Raw genomic sequence first — 21,479 nt, 5'->3', positions numbered from 1 at the left:
CGACTAGCGGGGGGAAACCGAAATGACGAAGCTGTACGAGCCGCAAAGCGGCATGCTGACCGTCCAATACGAGCCGAACGAGCGCACGGAGCTGCTGGAAAATCCGCCCCGGTTCACGTGGATGGCGGCGAGGGCGGACGACGACCGGTACGCGCTGCAGGTGTCGTCGTCGCCGGACTTCGACGAGGAGACGACGACGCTGTACGAGCCGATTCCGTACAATTTGTTCACGCCGGACCGTCCGTTCGCGCCGGGCGCGTACTATTGGCGCTATGCGCTGCTGGAGGAGAGCGGCGAACGCTCCGCCTGGAGCCGGACGCGCGCGTTCGTCGTGCCCGAGGGGCTGCCGGAGACGCCGCTGCCGGGACGCGCGGACCGTTACGCGGGCGCGGACGCGGCGCATCCGCGGCTGTGGCTGCCGGCGCGCGAGCTCGCCTCGTTCCGCGAGGACGTCCGCCGCGATCCGTCCGGCACCGGCTGGGCCGACTTTCTGGAAAAGTCGGTCGCTCCGTGGACGGACCGGCCGCTCATTCCGGAGCCGGCTCCGTATCCGGACAACAAGCGCGTCGCCCGGCTGTGGCGGCAAATGTACATCGACTGCCAGGAAATCTTGTACGCGATCCGCCATATGAGCGTGGCGGGCGTCGTGCTCGAGGACCGCGGCCTGATCGCGCACGCGAAGCGATGGCTGCTGCACGTCGCGGCGTGGGATACCGAAGGGACGACGTGCCGCGATTACAACGACGAGGCCGCGTTCCGCGTCGCCGGCGCGCTCGCTTGGGGCTACGACTGGCTGCACGGCGAGCTTGACGCCGACGAGCGGGCCGCGGTGCGGCGCAGCCTGCTCCGCCGTACCGAGCAGGTGGCGCTCCATGTCATCGAACGGTCGAGCATCCACCAAGTGCCGTACGACAGCCACGCCGTCCGGTCGCTCTCGTCGGTGCTCGTCCCGTGCTGCATCGCGATGCTCGGGGAGGAGCCGCAGGCGCGGGAATGGCTCGACTATACGCTCGAATATTACTCGGCCGTCTATACGCCGTGGGGAGGCCGCGACGGCGGATGGGCCGAAGGGCCGATGTATTGGACGACGGGGATGGCGTTCGTCACCGAGGCGATGAACCTGCTGCGCAATTATGTCGGCATCGACTTGTACCGCCGCCCGTTTTTCCGCCGCACCGGCGACTTCCCGCTGTACGTCTTCCCGCCGGATGTCACCCGGGCGAGCTTCTGCGACCAGTCGACGCTCGGCGATCCGGCAAGCCTGAAAACCGGCTTCAACGTCCGCCAGTTCGCCGGCGTGACGGGCAACGGCTGGTATCAATGGTATTATGAGCAAGTGAAACGAATCGATACGGATGCGGAGAGCAAGTTTTACAATTACGGCTGGTGGGATTTCCGGTTCGACGAGATGATGTACCGTCGCGACTTCCCGGCGGTGCAAGCGGAGGCGCCGATCGGCATCGAGCCGGTGAAATGGTTCAAGGACGTCGGCTGGGTGGCGATGCACAGCCGGATGGACGATCCGTCCGAGCATATCATGCTGCTCGCGAAAAGCAGCCGGTACGGCTCGATCAGCCACAGCCACGGCGATCAGAACGCGTTCCTGCTCCATGCGTACGGCGAGCCGCTCGCGATCGAGAGCGGGTATTACGTCGCCTTCGGCAGCACGATGCACCGTCATTGGCGGCGGCAGACGCGCTCGAAAAACGTCATCCTGATCGACGGCCAAGGCCAGTACGCCGGCGCCGACAAGGTGCTGAGCATGGCCGCCTCGGGCACGGTGCTGGACGCGGGCTCGGCTCCCGGCTACGGCTTCGTTCGCGCCGACGCGACGGCGGCGTACAAGGAGCATGTGCCGTACTTGAAAACGTACGTCCGCGACATCTACTTCGTGCGCGAATCGTACTTCGTCGTCGTCGACTCCGTCGACCTCGAGCGGCCGGCGACGATCGACTGGCAGCTCCACGCGCTGCGCGAAATGACGATCAAGGGCCAATCGTTCCGCGTCAACGGGGAGAAGGCCGACCTCGACGGCAAGTTCGTCTACTGCTCGTCCGGCGATCTCGAGCTGTCGCAGTACGAAGGGTTTCCGGACGTCGATCCGTCCGAAATCGAAGGGCTGCCGCTCCATTGGCATCTTCGCGCCGCCACCCGGAAGGCGGCGAGCCACCGCATCGCGGCGCTGCTCGTGCCGGTGAAGAAGGGCGAGGGCAAATACGTCTCGCACTTCATAGACGATCAGGACCACGGCGTGCATCTGTATGCTACCGAGGACGGGGTAACGCAGCGGATCGAGATCGCAAAGGCGTACTAAAAGCGCTCCGAAACCTAAAAGAATGACAAACCGACATAAAGCGATTCCATTGTTGAAAACGTTGCCCGACTTTAAGATAAGGTTAGCGCTGCGGATGAAGCGCTTTCACATTATCGTGAAACGGGAAAGAGGGGTAACAATGAGAAAATGGATGAAAGTGAGCTTGGTCGCCACTCTCGCCCTCGGCACGCTGGCCGCCTGCGGCACGAAGCAGGATGCGACGTCCGGCAACGACGGCGGCGGAGCGGCTCCGGCGGAGAAAACGAAGTTCTCCATCGCGCTGCGGACACTGGCTTTCAACTACGTGGAAAAGTCCCCGAACATCAACGAAGACAAATGGGTGAAGCGGCTCGAGGAAAAGACGAACGCGGACTTGAACATCGTGCTCGTGCCGCACAAGGAATACGAACAGAAGATGGTGCAAATGTTCGCCACGGGCGACGTCGCGGACGTCATGCAGGGCAGCGGCGGCGTCAACGGCAAGGAGATGGCGGGCTCGGTGCAGGCCGGCGTGTTCATGCCGCTCGACGATTTGCTGAAGAAGTCCGGGCAAAACCTGCTGAAGAAAATTCCGAAGGAAGCTTGGGATCAAGTGTCGTACCAGGGCAAAATTTACGCGATTCCGGAATATTTGTCCAACCCGTCGCGCCGCGCGACGTGGATTCGCAAAGATTTGCTCGACAAAACCGGCCTGCCGGTGCCGAAGACGGTCGAGGAGACGATGGACGTGCTGCGCGCGTTCAAGAAGCTCGGCGTCGAGAACCCGTACATGGGGCGGCAAGACTTCAAATACGCGGATACGTTTTTCGGCGCCTACGACGTCTATCCGTACTTGTCGATGTTCGAGAAGCAGGGCGACCAAGTCGTGCCGAAGTTTTTCGACTCGGAGAACATGCAGAAGGCGCTCGGCGTCTACAAGACGATGTATGACGAAGGCTTGATCAACAAAGAATTCGCCACGATCAACCCGACGACGTTCAAAAATACGATTCTTGCCGGCAAGGCGGGCATGTGGACGATGAACGCGAACGAAATATTGCAGTGGGAAGCGCAGCTGAGGGCGAGCGTGCCGGACGCGAAGCTCGAGATCATCCCGTCGCCGACCGGTCCGGACGGCAAGGGCGGCCATTACTTGTACGGCTCCGTCACCCGTTCGTACTTCATCAAGAAGGACGTGAAAAACGCGGAGGCGATCGTCAAGTTTTTCGACTGGATGGTATCGGACGAGGCGGAAACGTTTTTCACCTTCGGCGTCGAAGGGGAGACGTTCACGACCGAGAACGGCAAAATCGTCTACAAGTCGCCGACCGAGCCGAACGCCGTCGACGAGGAGCGCTACAGGCAGGCGTTCCTGTGGATGGTGCAGGACACGACGTACAACAAAGGCTCGCTCTCGCTGACGCCGGAAGGCAAGAAGCTGATGGAGGTATACGACACCGTTCTGGCGAAGGAAGGCCGCGACGGCATCACGTTCGAGCCGCGTCTCGAATCGCTGACGAAAAACCCGGACGTGTCGCCGAACTCCGATACGGCGCCGCCGCTGCTGCTCACCCATATGGTCAAGATGGTGTACGGCAAGGAGCCGATCTCCGATTGGCCGAAGGTGATCGAGGAGTGGAAGTCCAAGGGCGGCAACGACGTCGTCAAGGAAGCGACCGACAAGTTCAACAAGAAGGAAGGCATCACGATGCCGCGCCGGTAAGCGGGCGGAACGGCTTCGGTGCGGGAAGCGCGGCCTCGGGCCGCGCTTTCTCTCGTGCCGGCGGGCGGTTCGGCTCCGGGCCGGCCCGGTCTGATGCGAAGGAGGCTATCGATACGATGACGATGACGATGACGAAGACGGCGGACGGAACATGGGACGCGATATGGGCGGACGTGCGGCGCAAAACCGACCGGATGGTCGGGCGGCTGCGCGGCAAAAGCCCGCACAAGACGACGGACGGCGTCTACGACGACATGCGCCTTGATTGGTGGACGTCCGGCTTCTGGCCGGGGCTGTTGTGGATCATGCACGACATGACCGGAGACGAGACGTACCGGCGAGAGGCGTGGGAGTGGGACGCGAGGATCGAGCGATGCTTCGTGACGGAGTCGAATCTGCATCACGACGTCGGCTTCCAATTTTTGCCTACCGCGGTGATCAAGCACCGGTTGACCGGCGACAAGGACGGCTTGCGCCGTGGCATCGCGGCGGCCAACTTCCTGGCCGGCCGGTTCAATATCGCGGGCCGGTTTTTGCGGGCGTGGAATCAGGACAAGCTCGGCTGGGCGATCGTCGACTCGTCGATGAACTTGTCGCTCTTGTTCTGGGCGGCCGAGGCGACGGGGGACCCGCGTTTCCGGCATATCGCCTGCGCTCATGCGGATACGGTGCTGCGGCATTTCATCCGCGAGGACGGCTCGGTCGTCCATATCGCGAGCTTCGATCCGCATACCGGCGAATTTCTCGAATCGCTCGGCGGGCAGGGCTGCGGGCCGGATTCGGCGTGGAGCCGCGGGCAGGCGTGGGCGCTGTACGGGATGGCGAACACGTACCGGTATACGGGCGATATCCGGTACTTGCGCGCGGCGCAGCGGGTGGCGCATTATTTTTTGGCGGCGACGGGGGACGATCCGGTGCCGCTGTGGGATTTTCGCGTGCCGGACCCGGCGGGCGAGCCGAGGGATACGTCGGCGGGCGCCTGCGCCGCATCGGGGCTGCTCGAGATCGCCTCGCACTTGCCGCCGGAGGAAGGGCGGCTGTATACGTCCGCGGCCGAGCGGCTCGTGCTGGCGCTGACCGAGCGCTACGCGTCGTTCGACGACCCGGCGGAGGAGGGCATCCTGCGCGAAGGGACCGGGCACAAGCCGGCGGGGCAAAACGTCAACGTCTCGCTCATCTACGGCGACTTCTTCTACGTCGAGACGCTCGCGAAGCTGCGCGGCTGGCGGCACCGCATTTTTTGACGACGAACAACCTCCGGATCGTTCCGCCGCTGGCGGGACGGTCCGGAGGTTTCGTCTTTGGTACGCGTTATCCGGCGGCTCGGAGCTACTCGCCGTCGCCGGGCCGGACGGGCGGCTCGACCGGGCGAATGCAGTCCGGGCCGTCGTTTCTCACGTTGCCGACGGCCGCGGCGACCGGATACGCCGTCATCTCCTCGGCCGGATACGGCTTCAGCAGGTCGAGCAGCCGGGCGGTGTCGCGCATGTCGCGATCGAGCCAGGTCGATTCGTCTTCCGGCCGCAGGATGACCGGCATCCGGTCGTGAATGTCGGCCACGAGCCGGTTCGGCGTCGTCGTGACGACCGTGCACGTGCTGATTTTGCGGCCGTCGGGAGTCGTCCACGTTTCGTACAGGCCGGCCAGGGCGAACGGCGATTCGTCGCGCAGCACGATGCGCATCGGCCGCTTTTTGCCGTCGGCCGCCTTCTTCCATTCGTAGAAGCCGTCGGCCGGCAGCAGGCAGCGCTTGCGCTCGAGCGAAAGCCGGAACGCCGGCTTCTCGGCGACCGTCTCGGCCCGCGCATTGATCAGCTTCGAGCCGATCGTCTCGTCCTGCGCCCATGGCGGCACGAGCCCCCACTTCAGCTCCCCGAGCCGGTTTCTCCGCCCGTCGTTCACGACGGCGAGCACCATTTGCCCCGGGGCCACGTTATACCGCGGCCGATAGTCCAGCTGAAAATCCGGGTCGAGATGAAACCGGAGCATCAGCTCCTCGAGCGAGATCGTGATCGTATAGCGTCCGCACATCGGCTGTCGTTCCTCCTTCGGCTGCCGGATTCGGTCCGTTCGTTTTCGTCCAGCTCCATTGTACGCCTTTTTCGGCCCCGCCGCCACCGCGGAGGGCGGCCCGGGTTTTGCCGCGCCGGACGAGCCCGAATTCGCGCGCACCAATATTTTACCTCTTGAAACGGGAATATATGTTCGCTTATTGTATATAATAAAAAGGGAACAGACGTTCTTATTTTCGGAGGCGATGCTTATGGTGGCGAACATGGGGCGGTACGCCGGGCGGACCGTCGAAATCGTCTATATCGACCGGCACGACCGGATTACGCAGCGGACGGTCGTCGTTCTCGGCGTCGGGGACGGCGAGGTGCAGGCGTTCTGCTTGCGCAAGCGGGAGCCGCGGCGGTTCAAGCTGGACCGCATTCTGGCCGTTTCGGTTCCGGGAGGCCGACGGACGGGATGAACCGGACTCCGCTACGATCGGCCTTCGCCGCGGCGAAGGGGTGTTGTTTGTGGATCGCGTCATTATGCTTATCGACGGGCAGTCGTTTTATGCCTCCATCGAAAAGGCGTCCCGGCCGGATCTGAAGGATAGACCGGTAGCGGTAGGCGACCCCGAGCGAAAGTCGGGGATTATATTGGCCGCTTGCCCGATTGCGAAAGCACGGGGAGTCACGACGGCCGGACGGGTGGGCGAAGCGCTTGCCCAATGCCCCGATCTGGTCGTCCTGCGTCCGCGGATGCAGACCTACATTACCGTCTCCATGTTCATTACCGAAATATTCGAATCGTTTACCGATTTGGTCGAACCGTATTCCATCGACGAGCAATTTCTCGATGTTACCGGTTCCATCGGTTATTTCGGTACGCCGGAGGAGATGGCCCGCCGGATTCAGAGACGTGTTCTGCTGTCGACGGGCGTTTGGGCCCGGTGCGGGATCGGCCCTACCAAAATATTGGCGAAGATGGCTACCGATAACTTCGCCAAAAAAAGGCCGGAAGGCATTTTCAAGCTGGGCGCCGACAATATCGAATCGGTCCTGTGGCCGCTGCCGGTCCATCAGATGTTCATGGTCGCTTCCCGCATGACCCGCCATTTCATCCGGATGGGCCTTCCGACGATCGGCGACATCGCCCGTCTGGAGCTCGGCGATTTCAAAAGGCGCATGCGCAAGGAAATGGGGAAGCAAAGCGATATCCAGGCCGAATACTATTGGCAGACGGCGAGAGGGATCGACCCGAGCCCGGTCGTGCCCAGCATTCGCAACAAATTGAAATCGGTCAGCCACGGCAAGACGCTCCGAAGCAGTCTGTACCGCAAGCTGGAAGATATCGAGGTCGTCCTCTTGGAACTGGTCGTGGAGGTGTGCCGGCGCAGCAGAAGATGGGGCTATATGGGGCGGGTCGTCTCCGTCGGTGCCGCCGAAACGGACGGAACGCATTCGGCATCGTTCAACCGGCAGGTCACGCTTCCGCAGCCCACTTCCCTTTCGCATGAAGTCGCGGCGGCGGCGAGCGGGATATTCAGGAAATATTGGAGCGGCCTGCCCGTCAGCCACCTCCATATTTCGCTGACGGATTTGACGGACGACAGCGTGTTTCAGCTTACGCTGTTCGACGACCGGGTCAAGGCGTACCGTTTGGAAAGGGCGATCGACGAAATCAAGGACCGCTACGGCAGTGCCGCGATTATGCGAACTTCCTCGCTGCTGAAGGCCGGAGTGGCTCGCGAGAGGGCGGAACAGATAGGAGGTCATTACAAATGAGCAAACTGGACGGCAATGAGCGGTGGAAATCGAAGATGCTGCTCACGGAGCATCAAGAGCAATACGAACAGCGTAATGATTCCAAAACTTCCCGCAAGCAGCCTACCGAGGAGGAACTGACGATGATCCGCGATTACGTCTTGCTCCCCCACATGTTAAGCATGGTGCAGAAGAGCATCGACGACATCGGGCATCATTCCAATTTGCTGAAGCAGCTGTACGTGATGGCGGGTCAAGCGGTCATGAACAAAATAAGCGAGGACTTGTACGGCCTGCGGCGCGAACTGTCCAGGCGCAACATCAAAATTATAAACGACGAGCAGGTGGACCTGATCGTCTATCACCGTTTTATTTGCCGAGGCTACGAGGATCGGTTCGGCATGGTTCGGGACGTGATGCGATCGGAGATCGGCATTCGCTTGGCCAAGTATGTGAAAGAAATCGCCGGCAAATTGGCGGCGAAGTGAGCGTGGGGCGTTGCAGAGAAGGCGGGGGCGAAACGGGAGGGGCCAGGTCGTTGGGACTATGGCCCTTTTTGCCGGATTCCGGATTTTGTTTCATTCTCTCGAGTCTTCTTGTCCTGCACCTCTATTTGCGGAGGGCCGCTATTTGTAACGGCCTTACGTCCATGTTCGCTTCAGCTGCCGGACGTAAGCGAACAGCCGAAGCCGGAACCCGTCCGGCGATTCTTTCATGGAAGCCAGCAGGCCGGCGAGCAGCGAGCTCGTCTCGGGACGATAAGGCGCGTTCCACCGTCGCACGTTCAGCGTCCAGAACAGCCGCTCGGACGTCGTGCGAAGCAGGCGCTCCATCTCCGCATTATGACACTGCGAGACGAGCCGATGGAGCATGTCCAGCTCGAACCGGCACAGAGCGTCCGCGTTGTCGTCACCCCGTTCCTCCGAATGGGCGAATAGCGCCCGCAGCTCGGACAGCCGGCTGTCCGCGAACGCCGGCAGGCCGTCCGGCCGGCTGTGCCGTTGTTGCTCGAACGCATACAGCGCCAGCGAGGCGACGATGTCGAGCAAATCGCCGACCCGCTGGGCGGAAGAGTCGAGGATCAGGATGCCGTGCTTCGGCGCGATGCGCAAGAAGCCGTCCGTCTCGAGCTGCTGCAGAGCGGCCCGGATCGGGGTCCGGCTCATGTTCAGCATGGCGCACAATTGCAGCTCCGATGTGACGCTGCCCTTGGGCAGCCGGTTGGCGGCGATCCATTCGCGGATCGTCTCGTATGCTTGTTGCCGCAGCGAGCGGGTTTGCAAGGCGACTCACCTGTTTCCGTCATGCAATGTGGGGATAAGCCGATTATAGCACAGCCGGGACGGGAAACGTTTCAACCGGCCGAACTTTGTGCTACCCTAATCGTGTATCCGACCGATCGAGCGCAGGGTTAGACGCATGACAAGATCAGGATCGGAATCCTTTCACCTTAACGGAGGGAACCATGGCCGAGCTGCCTGTAGCGAAGACATTGAAGGAGAAAGCGTTCGAGACGATCAAGACGAATATCGTGGACGGCGTATGGGAAGGGGGCACTTTCCTGTCCGAGAAGGCGCTCAGCGAGCTGCTGCAAATGAGCAAGACGCCGATCCGCTCCGCTCTGGACCGGCTGGAGATGATGGGGCTCGTCAAGCTGTCCCCGAATCAGGGCGTCATCGTCCAGGAGGTGTCGCTCAAGAAGATTTTGGAGATCTACGAGCTGCGCCTGGCGCTCGAAACGTTCGCTGCGCGGCGGCTGACGGGCAAGCTGGACCAGCGGTTCTTCGACCGGCTGGACGACAATCTCGAGCGGCAGGCCCGGGCGATCGAGCGGGAGGATATCGCCGAGTACGTGAACTGGGACCGCGAGTTCCATGAAACGATCGTAGCGGCGCTGGACAACGAGGAGTACACGGAAGCGATGTCGCGCCTCCAGGACAAATTCGTGATGGTCGTGCGGACCACGTTCATGAAGAACAAAAGCCGGCTGTGGAGCAGCCGGGAAGAGCATCTGCGCATACGCGACGCGCTGGCCGGCGACGACGCCCCCCTCGCGGAGCGGCTGGTGGCGAGTCATATCGAGTATGTGAAGACGATCATGCTGTAAGCATGCCGCGAAGCCGGCGCCGATTCGCCGCCAGCCTGTGCCGACCCGGCATCGAACCGGCCGTCACCCCGTGCCGACCTGACGACCGGTCCGCCGTCAAACGAGCCGCTTGACCGTCACCCAACTCGTCGCCGATTTGCCCGCTTGATGTATACAAGTTAGACATCTTGTAGGTCCTAAACCGCTATGCTACGGTAAGGCTATAACGGACCGAAAGGATGGAGACGGCATGAACATTACCGACGTGCGCACGTACATTTTGGGCAATCCGTGGAAAAACTGGCTGTTCGTCCAGGTGGACACCGACGAAGGCATTACCGGCCTCGGCGAAGGCACACTGAACGGGTTTGCGAAGACGGTGGAGGCGGCGATTCACGAGCTGAAGCATCTGATCATCGGCCGGGATCCGTTCGACGTGGAGACGATCGGACTGAGGCTGTTCCGCGACGTCTATTCGGACGGCGGGCAAATTCAGGGCTCGGCGCTCGCCGCGATCGAGACGGCGTGCTGGGACATCATGGGCAAGGCGACGAACCAGCCGCTGTACAAATTGCTCGGCGGCCGGTGCCACGACAAGCTCCGCTGCTACGCCAACGGCTGGTACCGCGGCCCGAGAACGCCGGAAAACTTCTTCGAGAAGGCGAAGATCGTCGCGGCCAAAGGATATACGGCGCTCAAATTCGATCCGTTCGGCGCGGCCTGGCGAACGGTGGACCGCAGCGACTTCTCCCTGGCGCTCGAAATTATCGCGTCGGTCCGGGAGGCGGTAGGCCCGAACGTCGATTTGCTGATCGAGGGCCATAACCGGTTCTCGGTCCATACCGCGCTGCAGTTCGCCGATGCGATGCTCCCGTACAAGCCGACCTGGTTCGAGGCTCCCGTTCCGCCGCAGCTGATCTCCGCGATGGTGGAGGTGGCGCGTCGCAGCCCGGTGCCGGTCGCATGCGGAGAGGACTATTATTGCCGCGAGCAGTTTGCGGAGCTGCTCAAGCACGATGCCGTGCATATCATCCAGCTGGAGCCGCAATTTCTCGGCATCTCGGCCTCCAAGCAAATATGCGGCATGGCGCACGCCCACCACGGCGTGACGGCGCCCCACAGCGCGCAGGGGCCGGTATGCTCCGTCGTATGCAGCCATCTGAACATGGCGACGCCGAACTTCTTCCTGCACGAAATATTCGACGAGTTCAACGAGCCGTGGGAGGAGCACGTCCTGCAGCCCGCGCTCAAGGTGCAGAACGGCTACCTGCAGCCGCCGGAAGGTCCGGGGCTCGGCGTCGAGCTGAACCTGGAGGAAGTGGGCAAGCATCCGTATCACCCGGGCAACTGGCTGCCGCTGTTCAAGCAAGGCTGGGAGAAGCGGGAATCGAACCGATAGGAGAGGGGCGCATAAGCGTGTCGACCATGAAAGCGCTCGTATACGAGAACCCGCGCACGATGAATATGCGGGACGTGCCGATCCCGGTCCCGGCAGAGGACGAGGTGCTCGTCCGCGTCAGCCGGGCCGGCATATGCGGCTCGGAGCTGAGCGGGTATCTCGGGCACAATTCGCTGCGGAAGCCGCCCCTCGTCATGGGGCACGAATTTGCCGGGATCGTCGAACGGACCGGATCGCAAGTGTCGCAGCTTCAACCGGGAGACCGGGTGACGGCCAATCCGCTCGTCACTTGCGGAAGCTGCTCGTACTGCCGCACGGGCCGATCGCAGTTATGCCGGCAGCGCCAGCTGCTCGGCGCCCATCGTCCCGGCGCTTTCGCCGAGTTCGTGGCCGTGCCCGCACGGAACGTGTTCAAGCTGGACGATGCGGTCTCCTTCGAGGAAGGAGCGTTCGCCGAGCCGTTCGCTTGCGCGATCCACGTATGCCGGCTGCTCGCGCTTGCGCCGACGGACCGGCTGATCCTATACGGCGCCGGTCCGATCGGACTGTTCGCGCTGCAAGCCGCTCAAGCTTACGGCATCCGCGACGCGGTGGTCGTCGACCTCAACGAGGCGCGGCTCGAAATCGCCGAGGAGCTGGGCGGGATCGCCGTGACCGGTCTGGAGCGGTCGCCGGCCGCCGCGGGCGAGTTCGACGCGGCGATCGACGCGGTCGGAGCGGGGGCGACCCGTCTCGGAGCCGTTCGGGCGGTCCGGGCGGGAGGCCGGGTCGTGTTTACCGGCCTTCACGAGGCGGAGAGCAAGCTGCCGATCAACGATATGATTCGCGGCGAGATCGCCACGATCGGGGCGTTCGCCTATTCGGAGCACGATTTCGCCACCGCCGTGAGCTGGATCGCGCAAGGACGCGTGAGCCTGCTGCCGTGGACCGTCACCTCGCCGCTGGAGGAGGGCGGGGCGTGCTTCGAGAAGCTGGTCGAAGGCCCGGGGAAGGTTGCGAAAATTTTATTGACTTTGGAGTAGGGGATGTCCCCTCAGGGGCGGTTCACCCCTGCAGCTTGACGGTTGGAATACGCGGGAGAACGGAGGTCATGCGCGATGAGCTGGCACGACAAGGTCGTATTGGTCACCGGAGCGGGAAGCGGCATCGGCCGGGCGGTCGTCCGTCAGGCGGCGAGCCGGGGAGCCAAGGTCTCGATCGTGGATCTGGCGGCGGATCGGGGCGAGCAGACCGCCCGGGAGCTCGCCGAGGCGGGATGCGAGGCGATCGCCTTGCAGGGCGACGTCGGCTCGGAGGCGGATGCGAAGCGGGCGGTCGCCGCGACGATCGACCGGTTCGGGAGAATCGACGTGCTCGTTAACTGCGCGGCGGTGTGCCCGCAGGTGCGGCTGACGGAACTGAGCCTGGAGCAATGGAATCGGGTGCTCGCGAGCAACCTCACCTCGGTGTTTCTGTTCGGCCGGGAGGTCGTCCCGCACATGCTGCGGACCGGCGGCGGCAGCATCGTCAACGTGGCGTCCGTCCACGCCCTGGGCACGCTGGAGGGGTATTCGGCCTACGCCGCCTCCAAGGGCGGGATCGTATCGTTAACCCGAGCGATGGCGCTCGATTTCGCCAAGCAAAACGTCCGGGTGAACGCGGTGCTCCCGGGAGCGGTCCATACGCCGATGCTCGAGGCGAGCGTCAAGACGCTCGATACGCCGAAAGAGCAAATCATGGAAAGCTGGAACGCGGCCCAGCCGATCGGCCGGGTCGGCGATCCCGACGAGATCGCGGCCGTCATCCTGTTCGCGGCCAGCGACGAGAATTCGTTCATGACCGGATCCGTCCTCGTTGCCGACGGCGGCATGACGGCGGAGTTGTAGGGGAAGAATGACCTGATTGCCCATAAGTTGCTGTTGTTCTTGGGTGAAGCCCCGGTGTCCGTTAGATGGATATCGGGGCTTCGGTTTCGTTTCGGAAAAGCAGTTGTCGCTGCAAAAATCCCCCACCTCGATGTACCGTTTTTCGAATGGTACGGATAACCTCTTCGCGGAGCGTGTGCGATCCGGCAGCTTTTGTTAATGCTCTCATACACGTACCTCCTGTGCTGACCAAGTGGCCAGACCCGCAGGGCGTGCTCCGAACGGCCGCATGCGCTCGATTATTTCGTCGCGGGGAAGAGAAGCCGTGGCAGGCGACGCACGACTTTTTGTAAACGGCTTCCGCGGATGCCTGGCCAAGCGTGACGCCGGGCATCGACGGGGCTTGCGCCTGCGGCTCTTTGCGGGCTTGTCCCGGACAGCGCTAACCGTCAACAGGACGATCCCCAGCGCGCACGCCCCGAAAAACAACACGGCGATGGTCCATGTTCGCATGACGGGTTTCCCTCCTCCTCTTTCGCCAATCTCGTACCATAACGTCCCCCCGTTGCATATGACCAAAAAGTTCATCCTTTCCTCACCGTTTCGAAGCCCCCTTAGCCCTATCGAGTCATACTCGCCCGGCGAAACATCGGGTACGATGGAGAAGCGTAAGGCGCGTCGGGAGGGACGCGCCCATCGAACGAGAGGGGGGCGTATCATGTCGACCAAATCGATCAAGTGGCTGATCCTGACCATCCCGACCGTCACGATCGGCCTATGGGAGTATGTCCGGCACCGGTACTTGCTGCCGTACTTGTCGATGGAGGCGGGGAATTGGCTCGCTCCCGTCCTCGTCTTTACCGTGACGATGATCGTGCTGACCCAGCTGTTCACCCTGCTGGAGCATATGCAGGAGGAGCTGAAGGAGGCCCGGGCGGAGAAAGCGGCGCTCGAGGAGCGGGAACGGATCGCGCGCGAGCTGCACGACGGCATCGCCCAGTCGCTCTTCCTGCTCGCCGTCCAGACGGACTTGCTGGACCGAGGCGCCGGCGGAGAACGTGCCGACATCCGGGCGTTCCGCCGGACGGTGCACGAGGTGAACGACTACGTGCGGCAAGCGATCGCCAACCTGCGGTACCCGGCGGCGTCCGATTCGCGGCCCTGGACGGAGCTGATGGAGTCGCTGCGCGCCGACTTCGCCGAGGAGACGGGGATCGGCGTCGAATGGGAGTGGCGGCTGCCGGAGGAGAAGCTGTCCGCCAAAGAAAAGGTGGAGCTCTACGCTTCCGTACGGGAAGCGCTCATCAACGTCCGCAAGCATGCGAACGCGGAGCGGGTCCGGGTCCGCTCGGCGGCAACGGGTGCGGGCTGGCGGTGCGAAGTGTCGGACGACGGAGCGGGCTTCGACGAGGAGCGGATGCGGCAGGCCGACAAGTTCGGCTTGCCGATCATGAGGCAGCGCGCGGACGAGATGGGATGGACGTTCGGGCTCGTGCGGGAGAACGGAAGAACGGTTTTCCGGATCGAGAAAAAGGGAGAGCGGTGAATGCGATGTTTCGGGTTTTGATTGTAGACGATCACAAGCATGCGCGGGAAGGGATGCGGGCGATTCTGGGAACGGATGCGTCGTTCGAAATCGTCGGCGAGGCGACGAGCGGCCGGGAAGCGATCGAGCTGACGGAGCGCTGCATGCCGGATCTCGTCCTGATGGATATCCATATGCCGGCGATGGACGGGCTCGAAGCGACAAAGGCGATCAAGGAGAAGTATCCTTATATCAAAATCGTCATGGTGACGGTATCGGCCGATATCGCCCATCTGTTCGAGGCGTTGAAGAAGGGCGCCCAAGGCTATTTGCTGAAAAACTTGCATCCGCAGGAGTGGCGCCGCTATTTGAGGGCGGTCGCCCTGGACGAAGCGCCGCTCGGCCGGGAGCTGGCGCTGCGGATTTTGCAGGAGTTCTCGCCGCAGCGGCAGCCGAAATCCGAGCCGTCCCCGCTGACCGGCCGGGAGCACGACATTTTGCGCCTGGTGGCGAAAGGGCTGCCCAATCGCGAGATCGCCCTGCAGCTGGACATTTCGGAGCATACGGTCAAAAACCATTTGAAAAACATTTTGCACAAGCTTCATCTGGAAAACCGGGTGCAGCTCGCCCGGTATGCGTTCGAGAAAGGCATCTCGGGGATCGGCTGACGGGTTCCCCCCATCTTTCACATATCGGTAACATCTATGACTCCGACGGGTCATTCCAACGGAAGAACCGCCCGGCTATCATTCAAGTGAAGGTTCGGGAGCAGGGGCCCCGTTCCGGACCGAATCGATCGCGAAGGAGAATGAAAGATGAATCCCAAACAACGGTTTCTTGTCGCCTTGACGTTGGGGGCGGCGATTTGCTTGGCGGCGGCCGGGTGCGGCCGCTCGGGCCAGCCCGCCGCGGCAGGGCCGGACAAACCCGCCGCGACCGCGCCGACGACGTCCGCGGCCGAGACGTACTTGTCCTTTGAGGATCAGACAGGGCGGAAGGTCGTCCTGAACCGAAAGCCGGAGCGGATCGTCGTCCTGAATACCGAGCTGCTCCAGCTGTTCGAGCAGGTGGGAGGGACGATGGTCGGCCGCGCCACGGCTCCCGGCGTGCCGGTCCCCGAACGGGCGAAGGCGGCCGAGGAGGTCGGTTTGATCAGCCAGGTGAATATGGAAAGGGTGCTCGGCTTGAAGCCGGATTTGGTCATCGGCGAACCGCTATTTCACACCCAGCTGGCCCCGACGATGGAGCAGGCGGGTATTCCGTTCGCCATATTGACGATCAAGACGATGGACGATATGCGGGACAACGCGCTGCTGCTGGGCGATATCGTCGGGCAAGCGGATGCCGCGGCCGCCGGGGTGTCCCGGATGAACGAGCGAATCAAGCAGATTACGGACCGCGTGCCGGATACGAAGCCGACGTACGCCCTATTGACGTTTATGATGAATACCGTCTCGCTGCAAAAAGGCTCCTCGATCGCCTTGGACGTCGCGGACCGGCTGAACATGCGCAACGTCGCGGGATCGGTGGAGTCGGGACTTGCGACGGAGTCCGTTCCGTTCAGTATGGAGAAGCTGGTGGAGCTCGATCCGGACTTCTTGTTTTTTGTCGTTCACGGAACGGACGAGGAAGGCCGGCAAGCGCTTCGCTCGAACTTGCAGTCGAACGGGGCGTGGACCGCTTTGCGGGCGGTGAAGGCCGACAAGTACCGATTCATTCCGTCGGAGCTGTTCGTCAACAACCCCGGACTGGAGCTGGACCGGTCCTTCGCTTATTTGGCCCGAATCGTCTATCCCGAACGGTTCGGTGCTCCATGATGCGAAACGGGTACCGAACAACCGCCGGCTGGCGTTCCGCCGTCATCCTCGTCTTCCTAGTCTTGGCCGTGTGCGGCATGCTGCTCGGCTTTACGGTCGGCGCCGTCGACGTTCCGTTGTCGGAAGTCGTTCGGGTCGCTTGGGGGGAGACGAATACCGAGCATTACCCGATATTATGGAACATCCGGTTTCCCCGGACGATAGCCGCCGCCTTGGCGGGGATCGGTCTTTCGCTGTCGGGCGCTTTGCTGCAAGGCGTCATGCGGAACCCGATGGCGGACCCGCACATCATCGGCGTATCGTCGGGAGCCGGGCTGCTCGGCATCGCGATGCTGCTCGTCTTTCCGTCGCACGGCCACTTGCTCGTACCGGCCGCTTTCGTCGGCGCGATGGCCGCCGCTTTTCTGATCTATGCGCTCGCCTGGGACAAAGGCGTCTCGCCGATGCGGATTATTTTGTCCGGCGTCGCCGTGTCCGCCTTGCTCAATTCGGCCATTTCCGGCTTGTTTACGTTTTACAGCGACCGCGTCGAAGGCGCCGTCTCCTTCATGGTCGGGAGCTTGGCCGCCAAAAGCTGGGCGCACGTCGACACGCTGCTGCCGTATACGGCGGCGGGCGCGGCGCTCGCCTGGATGGCCGCGCAGCGGATGAACGTTCTGATGCTCGGCGACGCGACGGCCCGTTCGCTCGGCCTTCCCGTGGAAGGCTACCGGCTGTTCTTTACGGCCGTCGGGACGCTGCTTGCCGCCAGCTCCGTGAGCGTCGTCGGGCTTTTGGGCTTCGTCGGCCTGATCGTGCCGCATGCCGCAAGGCTTCTCGTCGGAAACGATTATCGCGTGCTGCTCCCATGCTCGGCGCTTCTCGGCGTCATCGTCATGACGGCGTGCGATACGTTGGCCCGCGTCGCCTTCGCTCCCGTCGAGCTGCCTGTAGGCATCGTAACGGGGATCATCGGGGCGCCGTTTTTCCTGTATTTGCTGAGGAGGAAGGCCCGGTTATGAACGGGTTCGCTTTTTTCCTGTTGCGATAGGTATCATGCCGGTCTTCTCGGCGGACTTGTTACCCGTGCGTTCCTTCCCCGAATCGTTCCTCCTCGTATTGCCGCAAGCCCCGGCCGCGCAGCTCGCAGGCGGGGCATTCCCCGCAGCCGCCGCCCATGACGCCGTTATAGCACGTCAGCGTCCGGTCGCGCACGTAGTCGAAATAGCCGAGCTCGTCCGCCATCCGCCACGTCTCCTTCTTAGTCAGCCACATCAAAGGCGTATGGACGACGAACGTATAGTCCATCGCCAAGTTCAACGTCACGTTGAGCGATTTGACGAACACGTCGCGGCAATCCGGATAACCGCTGAAGTCGGTCTGACAGACGCCCGTCACGATGTGGGGATAGCCCAGCTGCTTGGCGAGAATGGCGGCGAACGTAAGAAATACCATATTCCGCCCGTCGACGAACGTGGAAGGCAGGCCGCCGTCCGTTCCGGCCCCGATGGCGATATCGGCCCGGGTGAGCGAGCTGGGGGCCAACTGGTTCAGGAGCCCGAGGTCCAAAATGTGATGCCGGACGCCGAAGTCGCGGGCGATGCCGGCGGCCACCTCGATTTCGTGCGCGTGCCGCTGGTTGTAATTGAACGTGACGGCTTGAACTTCTTCGAATTGTTGGAGCGCCCAGACGAGGCAGGTCGTACTGTCTTGCCCGCCGCTGAAGACGACGAGCGCCTTGGCATGCAACGTCACCTTGCCAACCTCCTTCATCATCGTGGACTCCCCGTCTGACGGGGGAGCCGGTATGCCGGTAAGGCCGACCCGGTCAGCCGTCGGCGGGACGAACCGGCGGCGTGATCTCGGAGCGGGCGATCGCGTCCTTCAAGTCCGCATACGCGTCGGCAAGCCACGGATGGACGACCTTGAGCTTCTCCCTCTGTGCCCACAGATGGCCGATGTAGGCCATCGCGCCGTCCTCGAGCGACCGTTCGAGACTTTTCAACAGCTCGGACAAGTAAGGCGGAGTGCCGGTTTGATCCCACGAAATTTTATCGGCCACGAAGACGATCCGGTCGAGCCGCGTCGAAGGCGCCTTCAGCGTCGTATGGCAGCCGACGGCGTCCAGCACGTCCCGGCGGTCGACGCCGAACAGGTGCCGGGCGACTTCGACGGACAGCTTCTGGTGGATAATCATCGGGAACGCTTCTTCTTCCGGCAGCACGTCCACGCCGAGCTCGCGGGCGATGCGGCCCCGTTCCGCGTTCGGGTACACGGCGCTAATGTCGTGCAGCCAGCCCGCCGTCTCCGCCGCATCGGGATCGTCGCCGAAGCGGAGCGCCAGCGCGCGGGCTTCCGCGCCGACGGCCATGCAGTGCTCCGCCGTTTTCGGACAGCCGCGCTCCTCCAGAAACCGCCGGACGTCCGCGGCCATATCGCCGCTTCGTACGAACGGGCGGGCTTCGTTTTCGAAAAAAGGGTGCATCGCTTTGACCTCCCGGATTCAACCGATTCCCCCTCACCATACCATAAGAAGGATGCGGACGTAACCGAATTTTCCGTTCCTTACCGAAACGACGAATCTATAGTATAGTAAGACGTGGTGGATCAAGAGCGTGTTCACGGAAGCGGTGCCGGAGCGATGCCGGCAAAGCCGCTTCCGGTGCCGCAAATCGCAGCTTGGGGGAACGGCGGAAGTGGGAACGACCCTGATCGTATTGGCAATCGTGTTGTTTGCGCTGACGATGACCTTCGTCATCTGGCAGCCTAAAAATCTCGGCATCGGCTGGTCGGCATCCGGCGGGGCGCTGCTCGCCCTGGCGGTCGGCGTCGTCGGCTGGCACGACGTCGCGACGGTGGCGGGTATCGTCTGGAACGCGACGCTGACATTCGTCGCGCTCATCGTCATTTCCGTCATTTTGGACGAAATCGGCTTTTTCGAATGGGCGGCGCTGCACATGGCGCGGCTCGCGGGCGGCAACGGCCGGCGCATGTTCGTCTACATCGTGCTGCTCGGAGCGGGCGTATCCGCCTTCTTCGCCAACGACGGGGCGGCGCTCATCCTGACGCCGATCGTGCTCGCCCAAGTGCGGGCGCTCCGGCTCGGCGAAGCGCGCATCGTACCGTTCGTCATGGCGAGCGGTTTTATCGCCGATACGACGTCGCTGCCGTTTATTATCAGCAATTTGACGAACATTGTGTCCGCGGACTATTTCGGCATCGGGTTCGTCGAATACGCGTCGCGCATGTTCGTCGTCAACCTGTTCTCGCTCGGCGCGAGCTTGGCGGTGCTGTACGTTGTTTTTCGAAGGAGCATTCCGGACCGGTACGACATCGCCGGGCTGAAGCCGCCCGCCGAAGCGGTGAAGGACAAGCGGCTGTTCCGCCTGTCGTGGGTCATCATCGGCTTGCTGCTGGCCGCGTACTTGCTCAGCGAGTGGATCGCCGTACCGGTGTCGTTTATCGCCGGTGCCGCCGCGATGCTGTTCCTGCTCGCTTCCCGCGGCAGCCCGGTCATCCAGACGAAGAAGGTCGTGCTGGAAGCGCCGTGGTCGATCGTCATTTTCTCGATCGGCATGTACGTCGTCGTCTACGGCTTGCGCAACGCCGGACTGACCGACCTGCTCGGAGGCGCCTTGGAGCATGTGGCCGCTTCGGGGCTGTTCGCGGCGACGATGGGGATGGGCTTCCTCGCCGCCATCCTGTCGTCGGTCATGAACAACTTGCCGACCGTCATGATCGGCGCCCTGGCCATCGACGGCACGACGACCGAAGGCGTCCTGCGCGAAGCGCTCATTTACGCCAACGTCATCGGCACCGACCTCGGTCCGAAAATGACGCCGATCGGCTCCCTCGCGACGCTCATTTGGCTGCACATTTTGTCCCGCAAAGGCGTCCGCATCACGTGGGGCTACTATTTCAAAATCGGGGTCGTCTTGACAGTCCCGACCTTGTTTGTCACCCTTTGCGGCCTGTATGTGTGGCTGCGGGCGCTGTACGGTTAACGGAAAACAATAACAACAGCCTATCCGGAAGCATCGGAGATGGGCGGTACCCGAACGGAACGGGTGCGCCGGTCTCCTTTTTTATTTTCCGTAGAGAGGGGATGCAACCCCGAATTAAGAGAGAGAGGCAGGTTATCGATGATGGAGATCGTGATCGGCAAAGAGCAGGAGGACCGGCTGTTCGTACGGTTTTCTTACCGGGCGGACTATGCGGGGAAGATTTCCCGTTTCCAATATATGGACTGATGCCCTATAATCGAAGATAGGCGAAAAGCGATGGCGCAAGTCGATAAAAAATATCGATTGGAGCATTGAAGGAATTGGAAGATCGGATGCCGGGTTGACGCGCAATCTCTTGTTCATGCTGCGTATCTTGCGGCGCTCATTAGAAATAACGGAATAGCTTGGAGGCAAAGGAATGGGCTCAAGGATTATGCACTACTGCATTACATCGAGGTTAGCCAAGCTATTGAATATGGAGTCTGCCCACATTCATATTGGAGGAATCGCACCGGACGTTCAAGAGGACATCCATGCTACGAAAGACCAATCACACTTTGTGACGGTAAAGCCTAGCGGGAAAAAGAGAATTGACTATAAAATGTTCTTGCACAAATACAAAAATAGCTTAAAGGAGCCTTTCAGTGTCGGATACTTCAGCCATTTGGTCGCCGATTATTTATGGTATGATCTCATAACTGTAAAATACTTTAAAGCATTGCCCGATGAAGGGAGAAAAGCGGCAGTCCAGAAGGGCTATGCAGATTTCAGAAAACTGAATGGAATGCTTATTACCTATTATGGCATAGAGAAACCTGACACAACGATAAAGGTTGATACGGAGATTGAAGAGGTCAATCTTCTTTATTTACCGATCCTTTTGAAACAATTTGAAGAAGACTTTGATAATCATAATGATCCAATGAAGGAGGGGTTGGAAATCTATGAGTTCAAGGATATTATTGCATACATCGAACATTGCGTTGATCAAATATATGAATTAATACAAGAATCGTCGTGCCGGTAGGCAGACAAAGAGGGATTAATGGAAGAG

20 protein-coding genes are annotated in these 21,479 nt (G+C 61.7%); 16 read left to right on the top strand and 4 right to left on the bottom strand.

The window, feature by feature from the left end; genetic code table 11:
• Positions 1–22 precede the first annotated feature (22 nt).
• The 3 genes from DLM86_RS12650 to DLM86_RS12640 all read left to right on the top strand — a co-directional run bounded on the left by DLM86_RS12650 (position 23) and on the right by DLM86_RS12640 (position 5,260).
• Complete coding sequence (locus DLM86_RS12650; RefSeq protein WP_110840378.1) at positions 23–2,314, top strand: DUF4962 domain-containing protein; 2,292 nt, start codon at positions 23–25, stop codon at positions 2,312–2,314.
• A gap of 139 nt (positions 2,315–2,453) precedes the next feature.
• Positions 2,454–4,016: an extracellular solute-binding protein gene (locus DLM86_RS12645; protein WP_110840700.1), complete on the top strand. Its 1,563-nt coding sequence runs from the start codon at positions 2,454–2,456 to the stop codon at positions 4,014–4,016.
• A 122-nt stretch (positions 4,017–4,138) separates the two neighbouring features.
• Entirely contained in the window at positions 4,139–5,260 is a 1,122-nt protein-coding gene (locus tag DLM86_RS12640) for a glycoside hydrolase family 88 protein (RefSeq protein WP_170143712.1), read from the top strand.
• 85 nt (positions 5,261–5,345) lie between these two features.
• Here DLM86_RS12640 and DLM86_RS12635 read toward each other — a convergent pair whose 3' ends face one another.
• Entirely contained in the window at positions 5,346–6,047 is a 702-nt protein-coding gene (locus tag DLM86_RS12635; RefSeq protein ID WP_110840376.1) for an SOS response-associated peptidase, read from the bottom strand.
• Positions 6,048–6,279: 232 nt separating this feature from the next.
• Here DLM86_RS12635 and DLM86_RS12630 point away from each other — a divergent pair, with 232 nt between their 5' ends.
• From DLM86_RS12630 to DLM86_RS12620, 3 genes are read left to right on the top strand one after another with little or no spacing between them, the layout of a single operon-like run.
• Entirely contained in the window at positions 6,280–6,489 is a 210-nt protein-coding gene (locus DLM86_RS12630) for a hypothetical protein (protein ID WP_110840375.1), read from the top strand.
• Between the two features lie 49 nt (positions 6,490–6,538).
• Positions 6,539–7,792 carry a DNA polymerase IV gene (locus tag DLM86_RS12625; protein WP_110840374.1) on the top strand — a complete coding sequence of 418 codons (1,254 nt, stop codon included), beginning with the start codon at positions 6,539–6,541 and terminating at the stop codon, positions 7,790–7,792.
• On the top strand, positions 7,789–8,259 hold the full coding sequence (locus DLM86_RS12620; protein WP_110840373.1) for a YhjD family protein: 471 nt from the start codon (positions 7,789–7,791) through the stop codon (positions 8,257–8,259). The genes DLM86_RS12625 and DLM86_RS12620 overlap by 4 nt, the downstream gene beginning before the upstream one ends.
• 153 nt (positions 8,260–8,412) lie before the next feature.
• Here the strand turns inward: DLM86_RS12620 and DLM86_RS12615 are convergent, their stop codons facing one another.
• Positions 8,413–9,054: a GntR family transcriptional regulator gene (locus tag DLM86_RS12615; protein WP_110840372.1), complete on the bottom strand. Its 642-nt coding sequence runs from the start codon at positions 9,052–9,054 to the stop codon at positions 8,413–8,415.
• Between the two features lie 182 nt (positions 9,055–9,236).
• Here DLM86_RS12615 and DLM86_RS12610 point away from each other — a divergent pair, with 182 nt between their 5' ends.
• From DLM86_RS12610 to DLM86_RS12575, 8 genes are all read left to right on the top strand, one after another.
• A complete protein-coding gene (locus tag DLM86_RS12610) occupies positions 9,237–9,878 on the top strand; it encodes a GntR family transcriptional regulator (RefSeq protein ID WP_110840371.1) in 642 nt (213 codons plus the stop codon).
• A 229-nt stretch (positions 9,879–10,107) separates the two neighbouring features.
• Positions 10,108–11,256, top strand: coding sequence for a mandelate racemase/muconate lactonizing enzyme family protein (locus DLM86_RS12605; protein WP_110840370.1), 1,149 nt, complete (start codon positions 10,108–10,110; stop codon positions 11,254–11,256).
• Between the two features lie 26 nt (positions 11,257–11,282).
• Positions 11,283–12,278 (top strand): zinc-dependent alcohol dehydrogenase, encoded by a 996-nt coding sequence (locus DLM86_RS12600; RefSeq protein ID WP_110840369.1) that lies wholly within the window; start codon positions 11,283–11,285, stop codon positions 12,276–12,278.
• A 75-nt stretch (positions 12,279–12,353) separates the two neighbouring features.
• The gene (locus tag DLM86_RS12595) at positions 12,354–13,121 is read left to right on the top strand and encodes an SDR family NAD(P)-dependent oxidoreductase (protein ID WP_110840368.1); all 768 of its coding nucleotides are present in this window, start codon (positions 12,354–12,356) and stop codon (positions 13,119–13,121) included.
• Between the two features lie 697 nt (positions 13,122–13,818).
• Complete coding sequence (locus tag DLM86_RS12590; protein ID WP_110840367.1) at positions 13,819–14,646, top strand: sensor histidine kinase; 828 nt, start codon at positions 13,819–13,821, stop codon at positions 14,644–14,646.
• 5 nt (positions 14,647–14,651) lie between these two features.
• A complete protein-coding gene (locus DLM86_RS12585) occupies positions 14,652–15,293 on the top strand; it encodes a response regulator (RefSeq protein ID WP_110840366.1) in 642 nt (213 codons plus the stop codon).
• Between the two features lie 147 nt (positions 15,294–15,440).
• A complete protein-coding gene (locus tag DLM86_RS12580; protein WP_110840365.1) occupies positions 15,441–16,442 on the top strand; it encodes an ABC transporter substrate-binding protein in 1,002 nt (333 codons plus the stop codon).
• Positions 16,439–17,443 (top strand): FecCD family ABC transporter permease, encoded by a 1,005-nt coding sequence (locus DLM86_RS12575; RefSeq protein ID WP_245954566.1) that lies wholly within the window; start codon positions 16,439–16,441, stop codon positions 17,441–17,443. Before DLM86_RS12580 ends, DLM86_RS12575 begins: the two co-directional genes overlap by 4 nt.
• A 58-nt stretch (positions 17,444–17,501) precedes the next feature.
• Here DLM86_RS12575 and queC read toward each other — a convergent pair whose 3' ends face one another.
• Together queC and yqeK are read right to left on the bottom strand one after the other, a co-directional pair.
• On the bottom strand, positions 17,502–18,170 hold the full coding sequence (queC, locus tag DLM86_RS12570) for a 7-cyano-7-deazaguanine synthase QueC (RefSeq protein ID WP_110840698.1): 669 nt from the start codon (positions 18,168–18,170) through the stop codon (positions 17,502–17,504).
• Between the two features lie 79 nt (positions 18,171–18,249).
• The gene (yqeK, locus tag DLM86_RS12565) at positions 18,250–18,906 is read right to left on the bottom strand and encodes a bis(5'-nucleosyl)-tetraphosphatase (symmetrical) YqeK (RefSeq protein ID WP_110840364.1); all 657 of its coding nucleotides are present in this window, start codon (positions 18,904–18,906) and stop codon (positions 18,250–18,252) included.
• Between the two features lie 223 nt (positions 18,907–19,129).
• On the opposite strand from yqeK, the gene DLM86_RS12560 reads away from it, so the two are divergent.
• A complete protein-coding gene (locus tag DLM86_RS12560; protein WP_110840697.1) occupies positions 19,130–20,425 on the top strand; it encodes an arsenic transporter in 1,296 nt (431 codons plus the stop codon).
• A gap of 418 nt (positions 20,426–20,843) precedes the next feature.
• Entirely contained in the window at positions 20,844–21,452 is a 609-nt protein-coding gene (locus DLM86_RS12555; protein WP_146250205.1) for a hypothetical protein, read from the top strand.
• Positions 21,453–21,479 lie beyond the last annotated feature (27 nt).

Origin of the sequence: Paenibacillus flagellatus (assembly GCF_003217775.1) — a bacterium.
Classification (GTDB): Bacteria; Bacillota; Bacilli; order Paenibacillales; family NBRC-103111; genus Paenibacillus_AB; species Paenibacillus_AB flagellatus.
The sequence above is the reverse complement of the archived record's forward strand: the minus strand, read 5'-3'. Positions and strand labels throughout refer to the sequence as shown.